This is a genomic window from Paenibacillus sp. Y568, assembly GCF_059445545.1.
Genome location: NZ_JCAIUM010000003.1, coordinates 141,803 through 167,557, shown reverse-complemented (window position 1 = coordinate 167,557; position 25,755 = coordinate 141,803). Strand labels below are relative to the sequence as shown.

The 25,755-nt window shown below is 42.2% G+C and carries 24 protein-coding genes; 7 read left to right on the top strand and 17 right to left on the bottom strand.

Features of this window, described 5'->3' with window-relative positions; all coding sequences use genetic code 11:
* Positions 1-92 precede the first annotated feature (92 nt).
* A complete protein-coding gene (gene serS, locus AC1D7X_RS05895; RefSeq protein WP_495455863.1) occupies positions 93-1,391 on the top strand; it encodes a serine--tRNA ligase in 1,299 nt (432 codons plus the stop codon).
* 264 nt (positions 1,392-1,655) lie between these two features.
* Here the strand turns inward: serS and AC1D7X_RS05890 are convergent, their stop codons facing one another.
* Entirely contained in the window at positions 1,656-1,859 is a 204-nt protein-coding gene (locus AC1D7X_RS05890) for a hypothetical protein (protein ID WP_495455862.1), read from the bottom strand.
* Positions 1,860-2,160: 301 nt separating this feature from the next.
* Here AC1D7X_RS05890 and AC1D7X_RS05885 point away from each other — a divergent pair, with 301 nt between their 5' ends.
* Positions 2,161-2,616, top strand: coding sequence for a hypothetical protein (locus AC1D7X_RS05885; RefSeq protein ID WP_495474836.1), 456 nt, complete (start codon positions 2,161-2,163; stop codon positions 2,614-2,616).
* A 68-nt stretch (positions 2,617-2,684) separates the two neighbouring features.
* Here AC1D7X_RS05885 and AC1D7X_RS05880 read toward each other — a convergent pair whose 3' ends face one another.
* Both AC1D7X_RS05880 and AC1D7X_RS05875 read right to left on the bottom strand, forming a co-directional pair.
* Positions 2,685-4,310, bottom strand: coding sequence for an NAD(P)H-hydrate dehydratase (locus AC1D7X_RS05880; RefSeq protein WP_495455860.1), 1,626 nt, complete (start codon positions 4,308-4,310; stop codon positions 2,685-2,687).
* Positions 4,311-4,346: 36 nt separating this feature from the next.
* Positions 4,347-4,988, bottom strand: coding sequence for an NAD(P)-dependent oxidoreductase (locus AC1D7X_RS05875; protein ID WP_495474835.1), 642 nt, complete (start codon positions 4,986-4,988; stop codon positions 4,347-4,349).
* A gap of 531 nt (positions 4,989-5,519) precedes the next feature.
* Between AC1D7X_RS05875 and AC1D7X_RS05870 the strand changes: the two genes are divergently transcribed.
* Entirely contained in the window at positions 5,520-6,458 is a 939-nt protein-coding gene (locus AC1D7X_RS05870; RefSeq protein WP_495455858.1) for a hypothetical protein, read from the top strand.
* Between the two features lie 118 nt (positions 6,459-6,576).
* On the opposite strand, the gene AC1D7X_RS05865 is transcribed toward AC1D7X_RS05870, so the two are convergent.
* From AC1D7X_RS05865 to AC1D7X_RS05850, 4 genes are all read right to left on the bottom strand, one after another.
* A complete protein-coding gene (locus tag AC1D7X_RS05865; protein WP_495455857.1) occupies positions 6,577-6,801 on the bottom strand; it encodes a YezD family protein in 225 nt (74 codons plus the stop codon).
* 127 nt (positions 6,802-6,928) lie between these two features.
* Complete coding sequence (gene cysW, locus AC1D7X_RS05860) at positions 6,929-7,792, bottom strand: sulfate ABC transporter permease subunit CysW (RefSeq protein WP_495455856.1); 864 nt, start codon at positions 7,790-7,792, stop codon at positions 6,929-6,931.
* Between the two features lie 48 nt (positions 7,793-7,840).
* Positions 7,841-8,674: a sulfate ABC transporter permease subunit CysT gene (cysT, locus tag AC1D7X_RS05855; RefSeq protein ID WP_495455855.1), complete on the bottom strand. Its 834-nt coding sequence runs from the start codon at positions 8,672-8,674 to the stop codon at positions 7,841-7,843.
* A gap of 60 nt (positions 8,675-8,734) precedes the next feature.
* The gene (locus AC1D7X_RS05850) at positions 8,735-9,814 is read right to left on the bottom strand and encodes a sulfate ABC transporter substrate-binding protein (protein ID WP_495455854.1); all 1,080 of its coding nucleotides are present in this window, start codon (positions 9,812-9,814) and stop codon (positions 8,735-8,737) included.
* Between the two features lie 370 nt (positions 9,815-10,184).
* On the opposite strand from AC1D7X_RS05850, the gene AC1D7X_RS05845 reads away from it, so the two are divergent.
* Entirely contained in the window at positions 10,185-11,120 is a 936-nt protein-coding gene (locus AC1D7X_RS05845) for an ArsR/SmtB family transcription factor (protein ID WP_495455853.1), read from the top strand.
* Positions 11,121-11,247: 127 nt separating this feature from the next.
* Here AC1D7X_RS05845 and arfA read toward each other — a convergent pair whose 3' ends face one another.
* From arfA to AC1D7X_RS05830, 3 genes are all read right to left on the bottom strand, one after another.
* Complete coding sequence (gene arfA, locus AC1D7X_RS05840; RefSeq protein ID WP_495455852.1) at positions 11,248-12,762, bottom strand: arabinosylfuranosidase ArfA; 1,515 nt, start codon at positions 12,760-12,762, stop codon at positions 11,248-11,250.
* A gap of 204 nt (positions 12,763-12,966) precedes the next feature.
* Positions 12,967-14,028 (bottom strand): lactonase family protein, encoded by a 1,062-nt coding sequence (locus AC1D7X_RS05835; RefSeq protein ID WP_495455851.1) that lies wholly within the window; start codon positions 14,026-14,028, stop codon positions 12,967-12,969.
* 193 nt (positions 14,029-14,221) lie between these two features.
* On the bottom strand, positions 14,222-14,647 hold the full coding sequence (locus AC1D7X_RS05830) for an Rrf2 family transcriptional regulator (protein ID WP_495455850.1): 426 nt from the start codon (positions 14,645-14,647) through the stop codon (positions 14,222-14,224).
* A gap of 416 nt (positions 14,648-15,063) precedes the next feature.
* On the opposite strand from AC1D7X_RS05830, the gene AC1D7X_RS05825 reads away from it, so the two are divergent.
* Together AC1D7X_RS05825 and AC1D7X_RS05820 are read left to right on the top strand one after the other, a co-directional pair.
* Positions 15,064-15,555 carry a CcdC family protein gene (locus AC1D7X_RS05825; RefSeq protein ID WP_495455849.1) on the top strand — a complete coding sequence of 164 codons (492 nt, stop codon included), beginning with the start codon at positions 15,064-15,066 and terminating at the stop codon, positions 15,553-15,555.
* Between the two features lie 169 nt (positions 15,556-15,724).
* Positions 15,725-16,678 (top strand): L-lactate dehydrogenase, encoded by a 954-nt coding sequence (locus AC1D7X_RS05820; protein WP_495455848.1) that lies wholly within the window; start codon positions 15,725-15,727, stop codon positions 16,676-16,678.
* A gap of 85 nt (positions 16,679-16,763) precedes the next feature.
* On the opposite strand, the gene AC1D7X_RS05815 is transcribed toward AC1D7X_RS05820, so the two are convergent.
* The 5 genes from AC1D7X_RS05815 to AC1D7X_RS05795 form a co-directional block, all read right to left on the bottom strand.
* A complete protein-coding gene (locus AC1D7X_RS05815) occupies positions 16,764-17,495 on the bottom strand; it encodes an ABC transporter permease (RefSeq protein WP_495455847.1) in 732 nt (243 codons plus the stop codon).
* Positions 17,496-18,209, bottom strand: a complete 714-nt coding sequence (locus AC1D7X_RS05810; RefSeq protein WP_495456062.1) for an ABC transporter permease — start codon at positions 18,207-18,209, stop codon at positions 17,496-17,498.
* Positions 18,209-19,126, bottom strand: a complete 918-nt coding sequence (locus AC1D7X_RS05805; RefSeq protein WP_495455846.1) for an ABC transporter ATP-binding protein — start codon at positions 19,124-19,126, stop codon at positions 18,209-18,211. Before AC1D7X_RS05805 ends, AC1D7X_RS05810 begins: the two co-directional genes overlap by 1 nt.
* Before the next feature lie 82 nt (positions 19,127-19,208).
* Positions 19,209-20,609 (bottom strand): sensor histidine kinase, encoded by a 1,401-nt coding sequence (locus tag AC1D7X_RS05800; RefSeq protein ID WP_495474834.1) that lies wholly within the window; start codon positions 20,607-20,609, stop codon positions 19,209-19,211.
* Entirely contained in the window at positions 20,606-21,280 is a 675-nt protein-coding gene (locus tag AC1D7X_RS05795) for a response regulator transcription factor (RefSeq protein ID WP_495474833.1), read from the bottom strand. The genes AC1D7X_RS05800 and AC1D7X_RS05795 overlap by 4 nt, the downstream gene beginning before the upstream one ends.
* A gap of 240 nt (positions 21,281-21,520) precedes the next feature.
* Between AC1D7X_RS05795 and AC1D7X_RS05790 the strand changes: the two genes are divergently transcribed.
* Positions 21,521-23,269, top strand: a complete 1,749-nt coding sequence (locus AC1D7X_RS05790) for an alpha-glycosidase (protein WP_495474893.1) — start codon at positions 21,521-21,523, stop codon at positions 23,267-23,269.
* Positions 23,270-23,524: 255 nt separating this feature from the next.
* On the opposite strand, the gene AC1D7X_RS05785 is transcribed toward AC1D7X_RS05790, so the two are convergent.
* Complete coding sequence (locus AC1D7X_RS05785; RefSeq protein ID WP_495474832.1) at positions 23,525-24,370, bottom strand: sugar ABC transporter permease; 846 nt, start codon at positions 24,368-24,370, stop codon at positions 23,525-23,527.
* A complete protein-coding gene (locus AC1D7X_RS05780) occupies positions 24,367-25,668 on the bottom strand; it encodes a carbohydrate ABC transporter permease (protein ID WP_495455842.1) in 1,302 nt (433 codons plus the stop codon). The genes AC1D7X_RS05785 and AC1D7X_RS05780 overlap by 4 nt, the downstream gene beginning before the upstream one ends.
* Between the last annotated feature and the right edge of the window lie 87 nt (positions 25,669-25,755).

Genomic DNA, 25,755 nt, shown 5'->3' with positions numbered 1-25,755 from the left:
AATCAAGTTGGGTGGCACCGCGAGCAGACGCTCCTCGTCCCAAAGGATGAGGGCGTTTTTTGTATTTTTTTAGACAAAGGAGCTCGTGAGATATGTTAGATATTCAATTTATTCGTAACCATCCAGACTTGGTACAAAGAACTGCCGAACAGAAAAAGATAACACTCTCGGTAACGGATTTACTCTACTGGGATCAGCAAAGACGCGACCTTTTGAAACAGATAGAGGATTTAAGAGCCGAGCGTAATCGCATGACAACTACCATCGCTACAATCATTCATGAAGGAAATCCCGCAGATTCAGAACCTCTTAAAGCACAAGTCAAACAGATTAATCAACAACTAACGATTCAGGAATCGGCTTTAACGCAAGCAAATGATCAATATGAACAAAGGATGATATTGGCCCCTAACATTGTATCTCCTGACACCCCTGTAGGAAGAGATGATGATGACAATGTCGAGATTAGACGAGTTGGGACTCCCCCAGTGTTCGCCTTTGAGACGTTAGATCATGTGCAACTAGGTGAACTCCATGATCTTATTGATATTCCCCGTGGCGTCAAGGCTGCCGGAAGTCGAAACTATTTTCTCAAGGGATCTGGTCTATATTTACATCTAGCGGTTCAACGCTTAGCACTGGATTTACTTACTAGCTATGGATTTACCGCCATGGATGTTCCGGTTATGGTCCGTCCGGAAGCACTCACAAGAACGGGATTTTTCCCAACGGGAGCCGATCAGACTTTTGAAATAACGGGTGAAGATAAATGGTTAGTTGGTACATCAGAGGTATCGTTAGTATCGTATTACAGCGATGAAATCATTGACGTATCCGAACCCATTAAATTAGCTGGCATGTCTGCCTGTTTCCGTAAAGAAATTGGATCGGCTGGACGGGATGTGCGAGGTCTATACCGAGTTCATCAGTTCGCCAAAGTCGAACAAGTGGTTCTTTGTAAGAATAATGCGGAGGTATCAGAGGCAATACTGCAGGAAATTACAGGACATGCAGAGGAGATCCTTCAACTATTAGAGCTTCCCTATCGTCTGATGTCGGTATGTACAGGAGATATGTCTCAAAAAACGTACAAACAATATGATATCGAGACATGGATGCCTAGCCGACAGGCATATGGTGAGACACATTCGTCTTCTAATGTCCTAGATTTCCAAGCTCGACGTTCTAATATTAGATACCGAGATGCTGAGGGTAAGCTTCAATTCTGCCATACGCTAAACAATACGGCCGTTGCCTCACCACGTATTCTAATTCCTTTGCTTGAGAATCATCAACAAGAGGATGGATCTATCTATATTCCCAAGGCACTACGCCCTTATATGGGAGGAATGGAACGATTAATCTCACCACAGGGTAATACATTCGAATAAAGCTACCCCTATTAATTTCACGGAAGGTATCTCTAGCCATTTCTTAGGTCTAGGAGACTTTAACATTCATTAATATGATTAACCATCCATATATTCATAAATAATAATGATCGAACCAAAAAGGCTATCTACCACGTCATTCATGGTAAATAGCCTTTCTCCGTATTTCCCCTTTTTATATAAATATTGTTCCAAAATGATCCCACTAGCTTAACATTTCGTGAGCATTCAAATTTAGCAATCTATGATGATGAATGGTACAGATTAATGCTGCCACCATTTTTTTGCTTTAGTTGTTTCGTTAGACACTTCGGAATCTTCTCTGGATCCTAAAAGTTCTGGTGTGTGAAGATTGTTACGTTCATATCCAAATTCAATTCTATGATATTCATCCAATCCTTGACCTTCATTTCTTAAATACTGAACCCGTGTTACCACATGTTGCATTTCAATAAATCCTTCATACATATCCTTCAACCTCCTGAATGGTTGCAAGCCTCGCCCTGCCGTTATGAATCCATCCTCAGTCACTGAAGGAATACAGCAAGGTCTTGCTTGCTATACAATTTTGTTTACGCTTTCATGATAACACAGATACACGCCATTGTTAACTATGTAAGCGCTTAATATGTGTCTAAAAGGTTACTCTTCTATGCTCTAAACATGGCTTGTATCTGGGCATACGCCTAGAACCTTAAGATGGGCAGATGACTATACTATTGGGAAGGAATTGATACTTATATTATTGTACGTATGTAGAGAGGATGACATGATGCAAACCAAAAATTACACACCTATGATGTGGCGCATACGCATTGGGTTTTACGTGATCAATAAGCTTGCTTGTGGAGCGATTGCCTTTCTATTATTGAATCTTATAGCGACCGTAACGGATGATTACATCACAACTCGGATCATTTCAATCTCTCTTGAACAATGGATCTATAGCATAATTATGATAGCATCCGTTACTTGGGATGCCGTATATGCTCTAATTCCTCCACTCAACAGAACGAAATCCCTTTTTTTGTTGTCTATTTGGGGATATGTTATAGGTTCCTTCTCCACCGTGTATGGAAGCGGAAGCTTATGGTTCAGTGGTGTACTAGGAATAGGAATCCTTCTCTTGTTCTACTATGGTAGAACGATATTGCGGGAGCGCTATTTCACCTCAGTCATGTTAGCGTGGCTACTCCCTATCGTATGTTTATGGCTATTTGTGTAATGAGAACCACAGATGTATTGAACCCTTAGAAAAGATATTTGAGATAATATTTGAGATGTAAACCCCTATCATAATGCTTCAATCAGATCACTTGCGATCAGAGAAGCTTGATTCCCTCGTTGACTTGATACGATCTCACCTGCAAGTCCATGCAAATATACCCCAAATGCGGCTGCCTGTGGACCATTAAATCCTTGTGCGAGTAATCCGGCTATAATACCTGTAAGTACGTCTCCAGCTCCACCTGTTGCCATACCGGCATGTCCTGTTGTATTGATGTAGGCATTGCCATCAGGTGTAGCAATGACGGTTCTCGCCCCTTTAAGGACGAGCGTAACGCCATGCAATACCGCATAGTTCACGGCAACCTCGATTCGATCATTCTGTATCTCTTTCGTAGATTTGCCCACTAAGCGGGCCATTTCTCCGGGATGAGGTGTGAGTACCGTACTCGTACTTCGAGGCTTCCAGAATGGGACATCCGTAGCTGCTGCAAGCATATTTAGTGCATCTGCGTCCACCACCATAGGACAAGTCGCCTCTTCCCATAGTGTGCGTAGCCAATTGAAGTCCCCATTGAAACGACCCAGCCCAGGACCTACAGCCAATACATCACGACTACTTGCAAGCTTCAGCACGTTTCTAGCTGATGCTTCATCCCACTCAGTTGATGCGGCTTCAGCCAGCATCACTTCTGGGGCGGCGCCCACCATATGCGGGAGCACGCTCCCGGGTAGCGCCCAAGTGACCAACGCGCCGCCAGACCGAAGGACGGCGCGAGCGGACAGCAAGCCTGCTCCGCTCATCGGCAGGCTGCCTGCGGCAAGAAGCACATGCCCAAATGTGCCCTTATGGGCATCGGGCGTGCGTCTCCGCGTGATGTCCACTTGCAGGACATCACGCAGAACTTCCTTCGTTAATAAGTAGGTAGCAATCCCTTGCTTCCTACATAAATCCGAAGGAATACCAATCGAGCGGACAGCGATGTCCCCGGCTGCCTCAGCACCGGGATACTGCACAAGTCCGCGCTTTAGAAAAGCAAGACAAACCGTTCTAACCACTCTCATACACGGATCATAGAGTTCGCCCGTATTGACGTTCAATCCACTTGGAATATCTGCCGCTACAATGTCTTTTCCACTCTGATTAGCCGCATGAATCAACTCCGCGTAATGCGCACGGGGCGCACCTTTTGAACCTGTACCTAGCAATGCATCTACGATGCCCGTGCAATCGCTGAAATCGACCTCATCTACTCCGAAGATACGGGAAGATAGCCCCATTGCAGTTGCCGCATCGCGTTGTATAGCTGCTTCTGCTTGTAACCGATCAGGATGATCTGCATAGATTAGGGTGACCTTGAATCCAGATTCATGAAGATGACGGGCCGCTACCAATCCATCACCACCGTTGTTCCCTTTGCCAATGATAATGAACCAATGCTCCCTCTTCGCATTTTCTAGATAGAGTGACTCATCAGCCGAAATCATATGATTATTGGAAGTCAGTGTAGGTGCCTGTTGATGATGCCCTTGATATCCATGATCCTGCTGATGTCGATGACGACACCAAGCGATAACTTCCTCCGCAATGGCTCTACCTGCATTCTCCATTAGCGCAACAGCAGGAATGCCAACCGAACATATCGTATCGTGATCTAGCTCTCTCATCTGTTCTGATGTGACTACATACATCAAGCATCTCTCCTTTACCTACACAAGGTATTAAAGCTAGTATGCCACCGTGAATCGAGCGCGTACGAAGTATGGATCTTCCACTTCATCAATAATCGCAGCAGCATAGTCCTCTGCTGAAATAGCACTTCTGTCACTCTCATCTAGAATAAGCTTGTCCGTTCCAATACGGAAATGACCCGAACGTCGTCCAAAAATGACTTCCGCTGGTGGACTACAATATGTCCACTCCAAGTCAGATTGACTAATGATCTCATACGCTTTGGCATGGGCTACAGCAACTGGTTTATTCTCTAGAGGATATTCATCCGTATCCATCCATAGGACTCCTGGTGCCGCTTCAAGACTTCCAGCGTCACCCACCACCATAAGACGAGATACGCCTGAACGACGCGCGCCCTCAACGAGTGAATGAGCTACAGTCAGTAATTCCTCTTCTGCTCCAAGGGATGCACCTACTGCGCTGATGATGAGTTGATGCCCTTCACAAATGGAAGCTACATCGTCTACGTTCATGACATTGGCTTCCACCACATTCAGATTCTCATATTGCTCTTGCATACGGGTCAGATCACGCACCACAGCAGTGACTTGATACCCTCGATCTAAAGCCTCTTTCATAATAAGTTGTCCTATCCTTCCATTTGCACCGAACAATACCATTTTAACATCCAACATTTCTATTCCTTCTTTCTATATATTCAGGCTTACAAGCCATAAGTTATGTTAATTCGTCCTGTTATCTTACCACCTTGAGCTCATCGTTACACCCCTAATATGCATATCTGTTCCTAAAAAGTAAAGACTGGGTTATATATATATAATTATACGTCAATCATATAATTACATTAGGGAGGTAATATCAACGGAATGATTATATAAGCTGATTAGCTTAGAATCCCCTATTCAATAAAGAATGAAACGGTTGGTTCCATTAAATGCAAACTATATCTAAGCTTTTAAAATGGATCACGTTTGCACTGAAGCCTTCTTCGCTAATCCACTTATAGTGGGACGTACATTCTCCCTCACGGCTAGTCACCGCTAGATCTTGCTCTGATCTTGCATGTCATTGCTATTGTCTTCCTCTTGAGAGATCGAGCCTCTACCGTAGGAAATGGGTTGGGAGTTGTCCCATGCCTTCATCTCCTTGATATATTAATGTCCTTGTGCAATAGTGAAAGTAGAATAATGAAGGGGGGATCAAGGTTGCTCCTTACCGTGACTGATTTCATCAACACGCTCTCTACAATAGAAAGATTTATCATGGCTGGTCTAGCGGTTGTATTGTTTATATGGATGTACATACGCACAGCTCTGCAACTCCAAAGTACCGGCAAGGAACAATTAAAACGTCTACAGCATTCTTTAAGACTATATAGTCGTGTAACGGCTCCCCTTGGTGAAATGATGGAACATGAGGGCCATAGCCCAGAGGAAGTAAGTCAACTTATTACGCTTCTGGAGGAATGCAAGGCCGCACCCCTACTAACAAGAGGTCTTCATGAACAGATTGATGCTTATATAAGAGAACGAGATCAATCTCGTTTGTCGATACTCTATAAGTCTTGGGTATATGAGGTTAATCAAAGGATTGGGGAGCAAAGCACCCTTTTGCGCAAATGGGATCGCCCTAACTGGGGGGTTAGCTTCTGGGTATTATTGAAACCAGCTCTACCCTTTATGGCCGTCGTTGCAATTCTTGTATGGAGTTTACAGCTATATCAGACTCTTATAGAACTACCAAGCTTCGCTTCTTCTCCGTGGGGGATTGTGAATGCATGGGCTCGCTTTATCTCTTGTATGTTCGCAACGGGTTCACTTTACCTCGTCTTTATGTACACTCACCGATTTCTACATCATCTTATTCATACAACTCTGTATGTATTGATCTCGGCTGTCGCCGTATTCCATGGGTTAGGATTAAATGTGGCACTTTATATTATCGGTGTTCAGGTACTTCTTTATATAGCGGGATTCAGCCTCACTACAAAACGCACACGTCGTGAACGCCCTTATGCAGGTCGTGATCTTATGCCCGATAAATCCTCGTTGATAGAAGAAGAGACGTTATTCTATCCTTCGTCCACTCAGGAACCAGAATTATCAAAATTACCAACACGTTCCAGACGAAAGCACAATAAATAATGATGTCTAGAAGACACATTGATTCTCTAATCGAAATAGCCCCGCTGCCGTACGAACGCTTCTATCATGAAGGAAACGTTCGTTCTAAACAGCGGGGCTATTCTTTTTAACTCATCGTCTAATGAGAACTTGATTCTCTAAAATGTCGTGTGCCTGAGCGAGGAGCAGAACTGGCCTTGGCGACTCCTGAGGGCTTATTCTCAAATCGCTTCCGCTCTGTTCGTTCCATCTGAACGATCTGTCCTTCGTGTACCACGATTTGAAGTGAGCCAAATTCCATATTATTCAAGAGCTCTGCAATTCGCCCCAACCATACTTCATCCACTTGAAGTGGTTTTGCCACAGTATCGCCTCCTTCGCCAGGATAATGATTATGTCTCAAGACTGGACTTATATTAAGTTTCATTTTAAAGCAACCTTATCCAACCTGATTAGTATGAATTAACCTTAGCACGAACTGGAAAGAGATGTCAATGGGCATTTTTCCTTGTGAACCAGCTCTTTAAAAGCAACGTTACCATCGCTAATAGAAGCAATAGAGAGGCGACTGCAAAGGAGGCTGAAAACTGATATTCGTTATATAGAATCTCGACATGAAGTGGCAACGTATTTGTCTCTCCTCGAATATGACCCGATACAACAGATACCGCTCCGAACTCCCCCATCGCTCTAGCGTTACATAGAATAATCCCGTAAAGTAAGCCCCATTTAATATTAGGCAATGTCACTTTGAAAAAGATGGTCCAACCCCGAGCACCTAAAGTTACCGCAGCCTCCTCCTCTTGTACGCCCTGATCCTCCATCAATGGAATAAGTTCTCTGGCTACGAAGGGGAACGTTATAAATAATGTAGCGATCACAATACCAGGTACGGCGAATATAATCTTGATATTATGAGCGTCGAGCCAAGGGCCGAACCAACCATGAGCTCCAAATACCAAGACATAAATCAATCCTCCAATTACGGGTGAGACTGCGAAGGGAAGATCAATTAAGGTAATTAATAATCCTTTACCACGGAATTTAAATTTCGTGACTGCCCATGCAGCGATTACACCAAACACAGTATTCAACGGAACCGTGATAAGTGCAACAAGTAACGTTAGCTTTAAGGCGGACATGGCATCCGGATCACTTAGTGCGGCGGCATACACCGACCAACCTTTTTTCAAAGCTTCTGTTAATACAATGACGAGTGGAAGTACAATCAACCACAGTAACACCACAGCCGCTGTACCGATGAGTAGCCATTTCACCCATCCCGCTTCGGTTGTTGCTGGAGAGACGACTCCTTTTCCAATTGGTGAAGCTATGATATGCTCAGTTTCCGCCATCTGTCCTTCCCCCCCTTTTACCCAAAGTGGTTGCAATGAATCCCTTGGTTAACGGGAGGTTCGGCGCACCCAGCGTTGTAGTGAATTAATCATCAGTAATAATAAGAAAGATATTAGCAATAAAAGAATAGCGACAGCTGTGGCACCTGCGTAATCGAACTGTTCGAGCTTCGACATAATCAATAGTGGGGCGATCTCGGTTCTCATTGGCATATTACCAGAGATAAATACAACAGAACCGTACTCCCCAATCCCCCTTGCAAAAGCTAGAGCAAATCCAGTTAGAAGTGGTGGCAGCATAGCAGGCAATATGATTTTGCAAAATGTACGTAAGCGTCCTGCTCCCAAAGTAGCTGCCGCTTCTTCCGCATCTCTTTCCATATCCTCTAGTACTGGTTGCACAGTTCGAACTACGAAAGGAATACCGATAAACATCAGTGCTAAAGTTATACCTAAGGGTGTAAAGGCTACTTTAATTCCAAGAGGTTCCAACAAGGAACCTATCCAACCATTTTGCGAGTACAGAGCCGTTAATGATACACCCGCAACGGCAGTAGGCAACGCAAAGGGTAGATCAATCAAAGCATCAAACAATGCTTTACCAGGAAAGTTATATCGTACTAGTACCCATGCAAGAAGGAGTCCCAACACAGTATCTAGCAATGCTGCTACTGCCGCAGTCATGAAGCTAATACGATAAGAAGCTAACACACGTGGATCTGTAGCTACTTGCCAGAACTTATCCCAAGTTAATCCTGTAGAGTTAAAGAGCAACGCAGCTAAAGGAATGAGAACAACCACACTTAGATAAAAAACACTAAACCCCATCGTAAGTCCAAACCCGGGTATGACTTTACGCTGGACCGTTCTAACTTGACTCATAGCCTTGTGTCCTTTCCTTGCCTTCGACCTCAACGAGTCGATCAGCTAATAGCGATCTATCTATTTACCAGGTACATATATTTGATCAAATATGCCGCCATCATTGAAATGCTTCGCTTGTGTATCTTTCCATGTGCCGAACACATCTTTTAAAGTAAATAATTCAATACTTGGGAAGGAATCTTTAAATTTCTCTTTCACACTGTCGAGTGTTGGACGGTAAAAGTTCTCAGCAGCAATGGTCTGGCCTTCTTCTGAGTACAAATACTTCAGATAAGCTTCGGATACTTCACGTGTTCCCCGCTTATCTACCACTTTATCCACGACAGCTACTGGAGGCTCCGCAAGAATACTTACCGATGGATACACAATATCGAACTTATCAGGACCTAATTCCTTCACGGATAGGATCGCTTCATTCTCCCAAGCGATCAGAACATCACCAATACCACGCTCTACAAAAGTCGTTGTCGCACCACGTGCACCTGTATCTAAAACAGGCACATGTGTGAATAGATTCTTAACGAACTCTTGAGCTTTTGCCTCATCATTTCCGTTCTCTTTCAAAGCATATCCCCAAGCTGCAAGGTAGTTCCAACGTGCCCCTCCCGAAGTCTTTGGATTAGGTGTGATGACTTCCACATCATCCTTGATTAGATCAGACCACTCTTTAATGTTCTTAGGATTTCCCTTCTTCACTAAGAATACGATCGTTGATGTGTAGGGCGAGCTATTAAGCTCATATTTGCTTTCCCAACCTTCGTTAATGAGGCCATCCTCTTGAAGTGCATCAATATCATATCCAAGTGCCAATGTGACTACATCTGCCTCTAATCCATCAATAACCGATCTACTCTGTTTGCCTGAACCCCCATGGGATTGCTTAATCGTAACCTTTTGTCCCTTTTCTTTCTCCCAGTAGGCAGCGAACGCTTTATTGTAATTTTCGTACAGCTCACGTGTCGGGTCATAGGATACGTTCAGAATTTCAACATCCTTCAGTTTTTCTGTCACCTTTGTATCGGTAGTAGCTGGAGCCGCATTCTCTTTCTCTGTCGTTTTATTTCCACATGCAGCTATCACCGCTGTCATTAGTAATGCACAACCTACGAGAACCCCTTGCTTCAACACCTTTTTCATAATCATTATCACTCCTAATTGTTCTACTCACCTATGACTAAAGGAACGCAAAACAGACGCAGGAAAATCACCCTATCGCTGCTGTCAAACCAGCTCTCAAAGAACTGTGTCTGCAATGCATGCGCGTGACTTCCTCCGTCTGTACGGTAAGAAATATATTTAATTATTCCTACCCGTTTAGTGAGGTATAATGATATTGTAATAAGCATGTAGGAAAGTGTCAAACCTTTTTTTTGTTAAAGCAGGATAAATATATTATATATTAGACCTACTACTTGTCGATGTCGTTGTTATCAATCCATAGATCAGTGTATAATCTTTATATATTTGTTAATCAATTATATTCTATTAGTGGAGGTTAGCGTTTCACATGGAATTAGACATATCGGAGCATTCCCTACCTGTCTATGAAGCTTTAGCAAGTCAGGTCAGATTAAATATGATTCAACTATTAGCCAAACAACATATGAACATTCGCGAATTAGCAGAAGCACTAGGACTCAGTAGTGCCATTATGACGATGCATGTCAAGAAGCTGGAAAAGGCAAAACTGATCACAACCCGTATGGTTCCTGGTAAAGGTGGCGTACAAAAAATTTGTTCCCTTGCCGCTGATAAAATAGAAATAATGATGCCCAGTGCATTAGATGAAGTTCGTGAATTTCATCAGATGGAAGTATCTGTTGGACATTACACAGACTTCAAGATTACACCTACCTGTGGTCTTGCTACAATCGATCATGTCATTGGCGAATTTGACGAACCTCGCTATTTCTTGGATTCGAAACGGGTTCAAGCCAAAATATTATGGTTCGGACAAGGCTTCATTGAATACAAAGTGCCTAATTTTCTACTCTCGAGTCAAAAGGCACAAGAACTTGAAATTTCACTAGAAATAGCATCTGAGGCCCCTTTCACGAATGATAATTGGCCTTCTGATCTTTCTTTTTATATAAATAACATCCACCTTGGAACATGGACTAGCCCAGGAGATTTCGGCGATAAGCGAGGGAAACACACGCCTGCCTGGTGGCCAAGTATTGTGAACCAATACGGTCTCTTAAAGCGCATCCGAATTACAGATGAAGGTACCTTCATGGATGGTCATCTTATTTCCAATGTGAGATTAGATCAGCTATCCATAGAAGACAAACAATGGACGTTCCGCATTGCCGTTCTGGATGACGCTCAACACATTGGTGGCCTAACCTTATTCGGCACAGGGTTCGGCAACTACAATCAGGACATTATATTCAAGCTCTTCTACACCCAAGAAACACATCACACAAAAGAGATAGAAGCGTAGTCTCTAGTAGTCTCCAGTTCTCCCCAACCTTTTCCTACAATAAAAAGGGCCTTCCCTAGTCATCTTCATGACATTTGGGACAGCCCTTTTTGTATTGTTCAAGACATAAATAGTTCATGAAATGAAATTAAGCTTTTGCTAAGCGGATCACATTCCATGAAGCTTTCGGTAAGATGGCTTCTAACGACCCATTATCGATCTTCGATTGACCATGATGATGTGGTATAACCGCTTCATGATCCGCTGTGTTCACAGCCTTAAGGTCACCATCATTCTCAAGCACAATATGTTCTACGATGACATATCCCTCGAAGCTACGTACGTCTGCACATAGAGTCAGTGATTGTTCTAAATGGCGATTGACTGCAAATACCGTCACCTGATCTTCTTCATCGTTATATACTGCTGTTGCATCTAAATAAGGGACATCTGTGTAGTCTTTACTGTCATATTTCGGAGAAGAATTAACGGTATGTAACGAGATTCCACGTCCAAATACAGATGTGTGCATATATGGATAGAAGATCGTCTGTTTCCATGAACGGCCACCATTCTCCGTCATGATCGGTGCAATAACATTCACAAGTTGTGCTAAGCACGCCATTTTGACACGATCAGCGAACTTAAGAAACGTAATTAACATACTTCCAACAAGTAACGCATCCTCGAAATTATACACATCTTCCAGCTGCGGTGGCGCCACGGTCCATGGGTCTATCTTTGAATCGGAATCGTGGGAGTGATACCATACATTCCACTCATCGAAGCTTAGATACATTGTTTTTTTACTACGTTTCTTAGCCTTAATATAATCGCATGTAGATATAATTGTCCGAATGAAATGGTCCGTCTCCATACTCTTTGCCAAAAAGTTAGCGGAATCATTCTCTGCATTCCCATGGTATTGGTGAAGAGACACAAAATCTACGGCATCATAAGTATGTGTCAACGTCGTTGCTTCCCACTCGGGGAACGTCGGCATCATCGTATTCGAACTACCACATGAAACAAGTTCTATAGAAGGGTCTACTAACCGCATAGCTTTCGCTGTCTCTACTGCTAGACGACCATATTCTTCTGCTGTCTTATGTCCAATCTGCCATGGACCATCCATTTCATTACCTAGACACCAAGTCTTAATCTTATGCGGTAGCTCATACCCATGTTTACGTCGCAAATCGCTATAATACGAACCACTTGGATGATTGCAATATTCAATTAGGTTACGTGCATCATCAATACCTCTAGTGCCCAGATTGACCGCCATCATAACGTCAGCCCCGACCGCTTTGCCCCAATCCATAAATTCGTTCGTACCCACTTGGTTATTCTCAATTGTCCGCCATGCTAGTTCAAGCCGTCTAGGACGCTCACTCTTCGGGCCCACGCCATCTTCCCAGTTGTATGCAGACACCATATTCCCACCCGGATATCGGATGATAGGTACTTGAAGTTCTTGTACTAACGCAATGACATCTTTGCGGAACCCCTGCTCATTCGCAAGTGGGTGGTCTGGTTCATATAATCCCCCATATACCGCTCGTCCTAAATGTTCAATAAAAGATCCATAGATACGTTTATCCACACGTCCAATTTGAAAATCTTTGTCGATGACCATTTTTGCCCGAAGTTGTGCGCTCATAGATTAACATCCTTTCACATGACATTCATTAATATATTTATTAATATATTTGTAATACATTTATAATTATATTATGAATATAACGACGTTATGCCTGTTTGTCAACGAGATATCGAACAACTTCTAGTCATTCTTCACGATTGATAAAATGCATAAAAAAGACCTGATGCAAACATTCTGCATCAGGTCTACTTCAACTTATTTTTACTCTTCAATAGCTGCTAGAGGTTGAATGCACATTGGTTTGGGAACCTCTAATAGAAATCCTGTTCCAGTTAGGCGACCCGTGTCAGGATCCATAAAGTAAGAAATAATATTTCCACTCTCTTGATTCGCAACAAGAAGGTATCCACTATCCAGAAGGGAGAAGTTGCGCGGACAGACCCCATAGGTCGTAATCCACTCCTCCGCGGTTAATTTACCCGTGTCCTGATCTATCGAATATAATACGATACTGTCATGCCCTCGATTGGAAGCATATAAGAACCGTCCACAAGGTGATACGTGAATATCAGCCGATGTATTCTCTTCATGATAATCATCAGGAAGTGTTGAAATACACTGTATGATCTGAAGATCAGCTGTGCGCACATCATAATTGAACACCGTGATATCATTACTTAGCTCATTTAGCCCATATGCCCATTTATTCGTTGGGTGAAAGTCAAAATGGCGTGGTCCTGATGCTGGTGGTAGATCCACTTCACGATGGGTTACTAATTCCCCCTCTTTGAGACGATAGATTACGATCTGGTCCAAACCCAGATCACACACCATGACGTAATCCCCCGATGAATCGGAGAAGACAGAATGGGGATGCGCGGCATCCTGCCTTTCTGAATGAGTACCACTGCCCTTATGGGTTACCATACTTGTCTGCTCACTTAATGTCCCATTATCGCCAATTCTGAATACATTGACATTCCCACCTGAATAATTCGATACGAATACATATTGATCATCTAAGGATAAGCTTATATAACATGGATCGGCTCCATCTGTAGGCACGCGATCCAATAAGTGCAATTCTTCAGTCTCCTTATCAATAGCATAGACAAAGACTTCGCCCTCTGACTTTTCACTAACCGCATATAATCGATCACCTACTGAGTTCACAGCTAGATATGATGAATTCTCTATACCACCGATACTACTCACAACCCGCATTGATCCGTCCAATTGGTTAAGAGAGCATCGAAAAATACCGTTTTCTGTTTCCTCTGTTTGTGTTCCTGTGTAAAAGATCGTTTCGTTTTGAGTATTCATGAAGATACTCCCTCCTTATAACTGTCTCTACATCATTACCCATTTACTAAGCTTTTACATCACAATTGCCGTAAATTCTCCTCATAACGCTACTTTAAGTTCTCCATATGTATTCTTTATCCCTATACAAAAATAGTCCTGCGTATTATGCAGGACTCGTCCAATTTAGTAGTTAATCAAGCTAAGTTCATTTTTAATGATGGTTCTCTGACTGGATATCACGAGTAACATCTAATAATGTGATGGTATCGTAATGAAGTTCAAGTGCCAATTCTCCACCTTTATAAATCCGTTCCATAACCTCTTGTATATGTCCGGATACGACACATGTTGACTCTCCGCCTCCAGAACACCAACTCGGTTGTAACGAACCACGTGCAAGCAGACGATATAAGTCGCCTAATGTCAATTTCGCACTATCTACATTCAGTAGATACCCGCCACCGACACCTTCCTTCGTGGTTACATAACCTTGTTTCCGAAGTAATCCCAATACCTTACGAACACGTGCAGGATGTGTACATACACTCTTAGCAATTTCATCACTATTAGCCATATGGTCTTTCTTTAAGCTAAGAAGGGTTAAACAATGGACGGCAATATTAAACTCACTATTCATTTCATCGCTCCCTCTCATCTGTAATTATATACATAACAGTTTTTAAATGTCAAGTTTAGCGCTTATCTACTAGAAGAATCACGCTTAAATGAACAAAAAGTGAGCCCCTTCGATTGAAAGGGCCCCATACAGATTAGACATATGAAAGGGTTTACATTTATCATTATAGTATGAAATCCCATTTTTAAAAACGCTTTTTTTATATACTTGTTTATCATCCATTTTACCTTGTCTTAAAATGAACCGTATCTCCATATATAGGTCTTGTCCCCCATCTCTATTGTGGCATAATCTCAAGTATAATCATTCTCGTGTAAGGTAAAGACTAGTAAAGAAACATACTGAAATTGAATGTCATAAACCATGTGCTATAATAAATGTAACAGATTATAAAAAAATAGAGAGGGGTACTTGAATTGTCTCATATCAGTCCCTCATATCTTCAAATTGGAACAACGATCGGTGCTATTATTATGGCTTTACTCACCATATTTATTAGGCTCAAGGCAAGTAGTTCCCCTGTTACAATTAAGAAAATCATCATTCCACCCTTAGGTATGTCAACGGGATTCTTCATGTTCGTAGCCCCAATTACGCATATCCCACTATGGTGGGCTTTAGTATCCTTTGTAATCGGTTGGTTTGTATTCTCATACCCACTTATCCGTAGTACTCATTTCAAAGTCATTGAAGGTCAAGTGTTCGCCGAACGCTCTAAAAGCTTCATTGTGATCTTGTTTGCACTACTTGCGGTTCGTATGCTCCTTCACCAAGTGATTGAGCAGTATGTCTCCATTGGACAGACGGGTGCTTTATTCTTCCTATTAGCTTTCGGGATGATCGTTCATTGGCGCGTATTCATGTACAAAGAATACAACCGTATCATTCGATTGAATGATAACTTGTAATCGAATATGTTTGCGTAAATAACCGTCCAGATCATCTGTTGGGCGGTTTATCGCGTTATTTTATCTACCACAAATTACAACATTATTGCTGTGATATGTTATTTTAAGTAACATAGAGGTCAAATCCCCATATTATATATAATAATCAACGTTAAAAGGAGCACCAACTATGAAATTAAAATCAAGAAAAGTAGCCATCATTGGATCCGGTATGGTAGGCTCAAGCTGCGCCTATTCTATGATTAACCAATCCATATGTGATGAGATTATGATGGTAGATCGGACCTATGATCGTGCTTTAGCACAAGCACTTGATCTGTCACACTGTATGGACTTCTCGCATACTCGTACCAAAGTATACGCAGGATCTTATGAAGACTGTGGTTCTATGGATGTCATCATCCTTACGGCAGGGGCTAACCCTAAAGCGGGTCAAAGTCGGCTAGATGTATTAGAAGAAGCTGCAGCCATCACCAAAGAAATTGTCACACCGATTATTAACAGCGGATTCGACGGTATCTTTGTCATTGCCGCTAATCCAGTAGATATCGTCACTTATATGGTATGCCAAATATCGGGCTTCCCTCGACACAAGGTTATTGGTACTGGAACTTCCATTGATTCCTCGCGCCTCAAGACGCTATTATCAGATGTGTTCTCTATCGATCCTCGGAGTGTCAATGGGTACGCTATGGGCGAACATGGTGATTCTCAATTCGTAGCTTGGTCCCATGTTACAATTGGAGGCAAGCCCATTCTACACATTCTTTCTCAACATAGAGAAAGATTTAAGGACTTAGATCTTGCCGACATCGCTCGCAAGACGAAAGATGCTGGCTGGGAAATATTCACTCGTAAAGGTTCTACTCATTTCGGTATTGGTAGCGCCCTCGCCTTCATCACTCATTCCATTCTTAACGACGACCGCAAAATTATTGCTGTATCTGCCGTACTCGACGGGGAATATGGACAATCGGATATATGTATCGGTGTTCCCGCTATTATTGGAAGTGCGGGAATCCAAGAAATTATCGAACTAAACTTAAGTGATGAGGAAACGTCATTATTTAATGCTTCTTGCGATATTATACGCACCAACATTATGGGGTTAGCTAACGCTTAACCCTTTTTTTCTATTCCGACAAAACAAGAAAGACGCCTCCATAACTGGAGACGCCTTAACTTCAATTAACCTAATGACATAAGGATCAAACTTCTTTCATCCTGAACACAAGCCATCCTGCGACAAAAAACACGATGAAACTGCCTAAAACAACAATCATGATGTTAGCTATCGGCAGATTAAATGCTCCAAAATCCTTAGAATTAGGAAGCATCGACAGCAGGGGTTGTGCCCATGGATAATAGGGGCCAATTTTAACAGAATTAATAACCAGCATATTCGGAATGGTAAACACAACATTAAGGGCAAGCGGTGCGGCAAAGCTGTTCCACATGACAGAGACAGCAAGCTGGAGTGCAGCAAGTGGCAAGCAAGCTACCCATCCTCCCAAGATGCTCTTCATCAAGAATTCCCAAGGAATAGGTGTCCCAACGCCCTGCATCCACCCAACGAAGAACACGCCTACTAAGAATAGCAATTGTGTTATAGCAAGCAGAGCTGTGATAACCGTAAACTTAGCCATGTATACACTCGAACGAGTTACAGGCATCACTAATAGTTGCTTCCAACCTCCTCCGCTATGCTCGTAGCGACATATAAAGGCCGCGAACAATCCACTTAAGATCGGTAGGAAAAACGAACCGTGAACCATGCCCATTTCGAGTTGTAACCTCTCCCAAAGTTCGATATTGCCCGACAGATCGACATCGAAGCCGATCAGTACTGCAAGGATTGGACTGAGTAGGACAAGAAGCCAGATTTGAATATTAGCTATTTTCACTCGTTCAGCTGATAGTAATCTTAGATATCCCTTCATTTATACCACGTCCTTTCTACCGAAGTGAGCCATTCCGAGTAGTAGGATAACCAAACCAACGCATAGAGACGCTCCTATGGCTTCCATTTGGTTCGGTCCATCTAAAGCCATGTTAGGCCATTTCAAAGGCACCCATTCAGCGTATTTACCTGCAAATAGAGATCCAATCGCTATCGTTATGCCGATCGAGACAGAAATCGCTTGATTCGAATAGGTTAATGATAACCAGAGTTGTAGCGCTAATATCGGTAGCGTCCCTATAAAGGGAAGCAAACATATTTGTACAATATGAAGGTAAGGTATGTCCGCATCGAACTTTAAGGCAAGTCCTAAGCCTATTATTCCGAGTACAAGTAACACACAGGACACTAACAATACAATACCCGTAAGGCAGAACTTCGCGCTAAAGACCGTCGTCCTCGAAACAGGCAGTGCAAGCAATTGCTTCCACGAACTCACCTGATGCTCCACATTCGCCATAAGTGAACATATTAAGGTTATTCCTAGAAGAATTGTCAGGGGAACGAAATCCAGAAAGTTATCAATAAGTCCTCCCCACACATCTTCCTTGTATAACTTCATCAGGTAATCATAACGCAGCCCGAAGTTAAGTGCCTGCATCGCTGTAAGACCAAGAGGGCCCAAGAACACGAGGAACCAAATCCCTTTTTTGCGTATCTTCATGAAGTCTGTAGATAGTACACGCCCCATCATCATGAGACGCCACCCTCTCCAATCACCTGTAGGAAAATATCCTCCAGTGACTTCTTCTTCTCCTCAACGCGATAAATAGCATGATGATGATCCACTAACCTCTTCACCAACAATGCCACTTGAATATCATCATTGAGCTTAGGAAAATGTAACATGCCTTGTTGCAGTGTTCCTTCATACCCTTGTCCATTCGCCAGACGAATGGCTTCCTCCGGATCAGATACGACAATCCGTATCCCTTCAGATGCTTGATCCTTCAGGTTTTGAATTGTATTTTGAAATACCATCTCACCTTCACGGATGATTCCCACTCTACTGGCCGTTTGCTCAACTTCACTCAATAAGTGGCTCGATACTAGCACTGTGATTCCATGCCGCTGGGGCATCTCTCTAATCAATTCACGTATCTCCTGAATACCTGCGGGGTCAAGGCCATTGGTAGGTTCATCTAGAATCAGTAATTCAGGATTACCTAAGAGAGCACTAGCAATACCTAGTCGTTGCTTCATGCCTAAAGAATAGCCTTTCACGGCACGCTTAGATTCTTTCGTCAGAGCGACGATGTCCAGAACTTCATCAATCCTTGATTTGGGAACATCTAGAATGCGTCGAACCGTCTCCAAATTCTGAACAGCTGTTAAATGCCCATAATAGGAGGGGTATTCTACTAATGAACCGACACGTCGGAGAATACTTAGCTTCTCCTTTTTTAAATCTTTACCGAATATTTGAACGGATCCTTCTGTCGGACGAATTAACCCCAGTAACATACGAATGGTTGTCGTTTTGCCCGCTCCATTAGGTCCTAAGAAACCATAGATTTCACCTTTAGCTATCTCTAGGTTCAGATTACTTACAGCCGAACGGCCGCGATATCTCTTATTCAAATTCCTCGTCTGTATTACGAGTTCGCTCATTAAGATCACCTCTAGAACTAACAATACATTCTGAAGTTTAAAATCACGCGACGCTCTTGTTTAAATTTCGTTTAAGTTTTGTTTAAGATTGGTGATTAGGTTCCGATTCTCGATAGAGATATACGGTCGTACCTTCGGGTGAACTAATCGTTTCTAATCTTAAACCCATCTCCTTCGTTAGAAACTCCACGATGGCCAGTCCTATTCCCACACCTTTCGTAACTGATGGAGAAGACATCCCTTCCCCATGGTCAGCAATTACAATGGCTACCTCACCATGTCGCACTTCATTATATATTCCGATAAATTGTCCATTACGCGCATGACGGACCACATTTTGAAATAAATTATCAAGAATACGTCTGAACCATCCCTCATCCACGTTCCAGAATAAAGGCTCCTCTTGTACATTCACATCGACTTCGAAATTCTCCCTCTCCCATAGGGGATACCAAGCCGCAGCACTTTCTCGAACTATTCTTAGAACATCATGGTTCTGAGTATTTAAAGTATACCGACCACTCGTTAGCAGGTTATAAGATAATAAGTTGTCAATCAATCCAGATAAATCATGAATTTTAGCATCAATGAGCTGAAGGAATTCCTCCCCTTGGACAGATAGCCTTTCTTTCTGTAACGAATAAATATGACTTCGAATAACCGTTAGCGGTGTGCGCAAATCATGAGATAAATGAGCTATTAATTGCTTGCGCAGATTCTCTTCTTCACGCTCACGATGCATACTATCTCGAAGTTGAACAACCATGTGATTAAATGATTCTTCCAATTGACCAATCTCATCATGTTTCTTAACCATGACAGGCTCAGGAATACCATCTTCTCCTACCAAAGTCATGGAGGACTGCAAATGAAGTAACCTTTTTCGAAACCTAGAAAAAAACATCCAGGACATGACAATAAAAAGAACAAACCAGATTACACTAAACGTCGCATAGTAGGAAATATTGATTCCTCCGTATGGCTCGTTAAGCAAAGATCGAGAAACCATTAGACACATGAACCCTTGTTCTTGATCCTCTTTTCCTCCACCAATAAAAGAGACAACTGTAAATGGGTCTGATGATATACTGTTCTTCATAAACATGACAGCATCCGATGCATTCCAATGTGTAGGGATGGATTCCTGATGTGGAAGTTCCAATTGCGTATTCCCTTGTTCATCTACCCAGAACATCGAAGCATCAGGATACTTCCTTTTTAATTCTTTTAAACTCGCATCCATCGTTACGTTAGAAACACCATTCAGACTTCGTGCTTCATGATGCCAATTCTCCTCTAGTTCAGTCCAAGTCTCATAGAGGGAAGTATCCGATGACTTATCTGTTGGGGCCTCAGAGAAAACCATAAAGGCTAAGGTAGGTACTATAGATAAGATAGGTATAAATAGGAGCGCCATGAGTACAACTAGTAAATACCTAGACAACAATGAACGTCCGAATCGAAAGATAAGCCAATTCTTCATGATTTCACACGATAACCGAGGCCTCGGACGGTTTCAATGATTTCGGGATTAGCCGGGTCGCGCTCGATCTTTTCACGAAGATAACGAATGTGAACCATTAATGACTTATCCCCTTCCATATACGGATCACCCCAGACTGCTTCGTAAATCTGCTCCTTCGTCAGAATATGATCTACATGCTGCAACAAGTATGTGAATATCTGAAACTGTTTACCTGTTAATATGATTTCTTCACCGGATTCACGGTTCATTATGCGATTCTCTTTCTCGTATATCTGTAAATGCTTTATTTCCATCGGTTCAGATGAATGTGCACCCGAACGTCTAAGCAATACTTCTATTCGTGCAGCTAATTCATCCGGGTGGAATGGCTTCGTTACATAATCATCTGCAAATTCTAAGCCTTGTAGTTTATCATCAATCGAGGTTCGTGCAGACAACATAAGGATAGGTAATGCAGGATAGGATTTCTTCAGTCGCTGACCGATTGTGAATCCATCGAGACCCGGGAGCATAACATCCAAGATAACTAATCTACAAAGTGCTGCCTTCTCAATGGCACCCTCTCCATTTAATAGCCATATCACATCATATCCGCGTTCCATCAAGTCTTGACTCGCCCATTTACCAATATCTCGATCATCTTCTATGTATAAAATTTGTACACTCATGCACCCATCGATCCTCTCATTCATATACCGTCATTATAGCATGCAGTTATGTTTCCCTGATTAGGTTAACCGATTAAGAACAATGTACACTCCTTGAATTTTATGGTATATTCGAATGGAAAGACCATAATAATATAACAAAAAGGCAATGCTACCCTATATAAAAAGGTACAACCTCGGCTATTTCCTAGTCTTGAGTTGTGCTTTTTTTGTGTGTAGCGTAAACAGGAGGAGATCATGATGTTATTAGAAGCTATATATCATCGCCCGAAACAAAACTGGTGTTATGCTTATGATGGGAACACGATACATATTAGAATTCGCACCAAAAGGAATGATGTCACCTCAGTTGAAGCAATGACAGGTGATAAATATGCTTGGGATCAGACGATAACGTATATTCCCATGACTATCCTAGCATCAGATGAATTATTTGATTACTGGGAGTGCGAAGTTATCCCACCTTACCGCCGCTTGAAATATGGCTTCTTGCTCCACAAAGATGAGCAGAAGTTATGGATGACAGAATATACTTTCTTGGATGAACAACCTGCCGATCCAAATCGACTATTCGAGTTCCCATATATCAACATGGTTGATGTATTCATGACTCCTGATTGGGTCAAAGACGCTGTGTTCTATCAAATTTTCCCTGAACGATTCGGAAATGGAGACCCTAGCATAGATCCCCCAGGTACGCTTCCATGGGGTGGAGCACCAGAACGAGATAATTTCTTTGGAGGAGACTTACAAGGAGTCATTGATCACATAGATCATCTCAGCGATTTAGGTATTAATGCACTCTATTTCACCCCTTTATTTATCGCAACGACTAACCATAAATATGATACTGAGGATTATCTACAGATCGACCCCCAGTTCGGCGATATCAGTTTATTGAAAAAGTTAGTGAAGCTCTGCCATGAACGGGGAATACGTGTCCTTATGGATGCTGTATTTAATCATTCCGGAAGAACATTTGCACCATTCGTTGATGTACAGAAGAATGGTGCATCATCTAAATACAAAGATTGGTTCCACGTCTCTGAATTTCCTATCCGTATCGAGAATGGGATTCCAACGTATGATACCTTTGCCTTTGAACCGTTGATGCCAAAACTAAATACTGAGAATCCAGAGGTTAAGTCCTACCTTCTTCATGTCGCTGAATATTGGATTAAAGAAGTTGGCATCGATGGATGGAGACTAGATGTAGCTAACGAAGTCGATCATCAGTTCTGGAGAGAGTTCAGACAAGTGGTTAAGAAGGCCAATCCTGAGGCCTATATTCTAGGTGAAATATGGCATGAGTCCTCCAATTGGCTGCAAGGTGATCAATTTGATGCGGTCATGAATTATCCTTTTACCCATGCAACGCATGATTTCTTTGTAGATGGATCAACCGATGCCGAAGGATTCTCACATGCCATCGGCAAACAAGTAGCCCGCTACCCACGTCAAGCGAATGAAGTTGCCTTCAACTTACTCGATAGCCATGACACAGCCCGCCTAATTACACTCTGTAAAGACGATCAACGTAAAATGAAGCTTGCCGTGGTATTTATGCTCACATTTACGGGAACCCCATGTATTTATTATGGTGATGAAATTGGTCTAACCGGTGGGCATGATCCGGAGTGCCGGAAGTGTATGGAATGGGATCCTTCTAAGCAAGATCATGAATTATTTAAGTTCTACCAAGACCTCATTAAGTTACGTCTGAACCACCGAGCACTTCGTACGGGTACATTCACGTTCCTATCTTCTGAAGCAGGTGGTACAACACTAGCATATGCTCGTGAAGACGAACAAGATAAATTTATCATCGTTATGAATAACGATCCTAAGAAACAACCCATCACGGTTTCCTTAGCAGAATCTAGATTGAAGGAAGTTCACTCTGAAGAGACATATATGATCAAGAACGGAGTCCTGAATGTAGAACTACTCCCTTACAGTTATATGATCTTCCAGGTGATCGCAGAGTAGCATTCATCGATTCCTGTACTTCAGACCACTGTTTCGCACACAACAAAGCGGCTAAGGATCTCATCCTTGGCCGCTTTGTCATTCCTATGTGACTCCGACATTCCTTCCAATCTATTCGATAGGCCTACCAAGAACGAATAATCCTTTCGATCATTCATCATGTTGTTGACATAATAAACTGGGTACAACTCCACCTTATGCGAGATTTGTACCCAGTTATCACATTACATTATAGTTGTTATTCGTTGTATGAATCTATCCTTTACTTGCACCCGATGTTAGGCCTTCCACGAGAAGGCGTTGAAGGAACATGAATAGAAGTGTAATTGGAACAGCAATCAATACAGCACCTGCTGCAAATAACGTGAAATTACTATTTGTATTCGAATTTACCATCTCGTACAATCCAACAGCCACCGTCCATTGTTCCTTAGAGCGAAGTACCATCTTAGCAAAGATAAAGTCTACCCATGGACCCACAAATTGAGTTAGAGCCATATAGGTGATCATCGGCCTAGATAGCGGAAGGATAATACGGGTGAAGATTCTAAAGTTACTTGCTCCATCAATTTTCGCTGCCTCATCCAAGGATCGTGGGATCGTATCCAAGAATCCCTTAGCAACAAAGGTCCCTAATAAGGGGGCACCTGCTGCATATACAATAATCAGTGCAAGATGTGTATCAAGCATACGGAATTCTTTCAGTAATAGGAAGATCGCTATCATACTCATGAATCCAGGGAACATCCCTAGAATCAATACGATCGAGAGCGCGGTCTGCCGTCCACGGAAACGGAACCGTGACACTGCGTAGCTAGTCAATAGGGTTAATGCAATCCCTATCAACATCGATGCAATGGAGATTTTCAACGTATTCATATACCATTGTCCGAACAGATAACTTTTAGATGTGAATAACTCGCGATAATGATCTAGCGTGAACTGATCCGGAATCAAATTTTTACTATACAGTGACTTTCCTGGCCGAACAGATCCCATGATGACCCACAAGGCTGGATATATAGCACCAATCACCATAATAATCAGCGTAATGTAACTTAGCGTTAATTGAATTATTTTCTTTACTTTGCGTTTACTCATTGGATCATATCCTCCTCTTTAAACGACTTCGTTCGACGATAGTTATAAATCGAGAACGAGGCAATAATTAGGAAAATAATGATACCTATAGCAGAAGCCATATTGTACTTATTCTGATCCAGTGTTAATTTGTACAGCCAGGTAACTAGTAGATCCGTAGCTCCTGCATACTGGTAGTCACCTACAACTGGATTTCCATTCGTGAGCAGGAAGATAGCGTTAAAGTTATTAATATTACCTGCGAACTGCATGATAAGTATAGGTGCAGTCGAGAAAAGTACCATCGGCAATGTCACAATTCGAAATTTCTGATAACTACTTGCGCCGTCTACCTCAGCAGCTTCATACATATCACGTGGAATCGTTGTTAAGACGCCCATAATCAATATCATGGAGACTGGAATACCAACCCACATATTGACGACAATAACGGTAACTTTTGCCCAGAATGGATCAGTTAACCACGGAAGTCCATCTAGCCCGAAGTACTTGAGATACTGGTTAATGGGTCCGAACTGACCATTGAACATATTTCTCATAACAAGTAGCGAAATCAACTGCGGTATAGCGTATGGAATAATTAACAGCGTTCTCCACAACCCCTTAAATCGAATTCCCTGTTGATTAATAAGCAATGCAACAAGCAATCCTCCAAAATAAGTGGTTATGGTAGAAAGAATCGCCCAGATGAACGTCCAGATGAGAACCCCAAAGAATGTATGACTCCATGTCTTGAGAGTTAGCAATTCTTTAAAAGTATTAAAACCAACCCAATCGACTAGTTTAGCCGGTGGAATATGGTTCGGCGAAGAATAGTTTGTGAAGGCAAGCATAATCATGAAAATAATAGGCAGAACCGTGAAGAATAGAATACCTATAGCAGGTAAAGTCAAAAATGCTTGTGCGAATTTGTAATCTAACGTATATCGAATCGTTTGTTTGAAACTATTCGGTTCTTTTCCCTGTTCTCTATTCATTGCAATTTTACGTGCATCACGGATATTCATAATATAAAGAAGGATAAATAGTACGAAAAATAGCATTATAATCAAACTTTGAATTAAGATAATAATCGAATTATCCCCGACAATCACCGGTTTAGCTGCAGTGTTTCTAACTGTTTCCCCTAATGTGACAACACCCCATACCGCTCTATACAGATTACTACCGAAATAAATAATCCCATAAGCTTCGATCAACAGAAATATGAAGCCTTTAATAAACTGGCGGTTATATATTTGTCCCAGTCCCATGATTATAACTGACAGTAGGGTGGCTTTATTTCGATGTCTGTCCACAGTGCTCTCTCCTCTCCCTAGGAAACCAAGGAATTACCCGCCACAACCTGCGGCGGGTGATTTCTAATCAATACTCCTCGAACATTT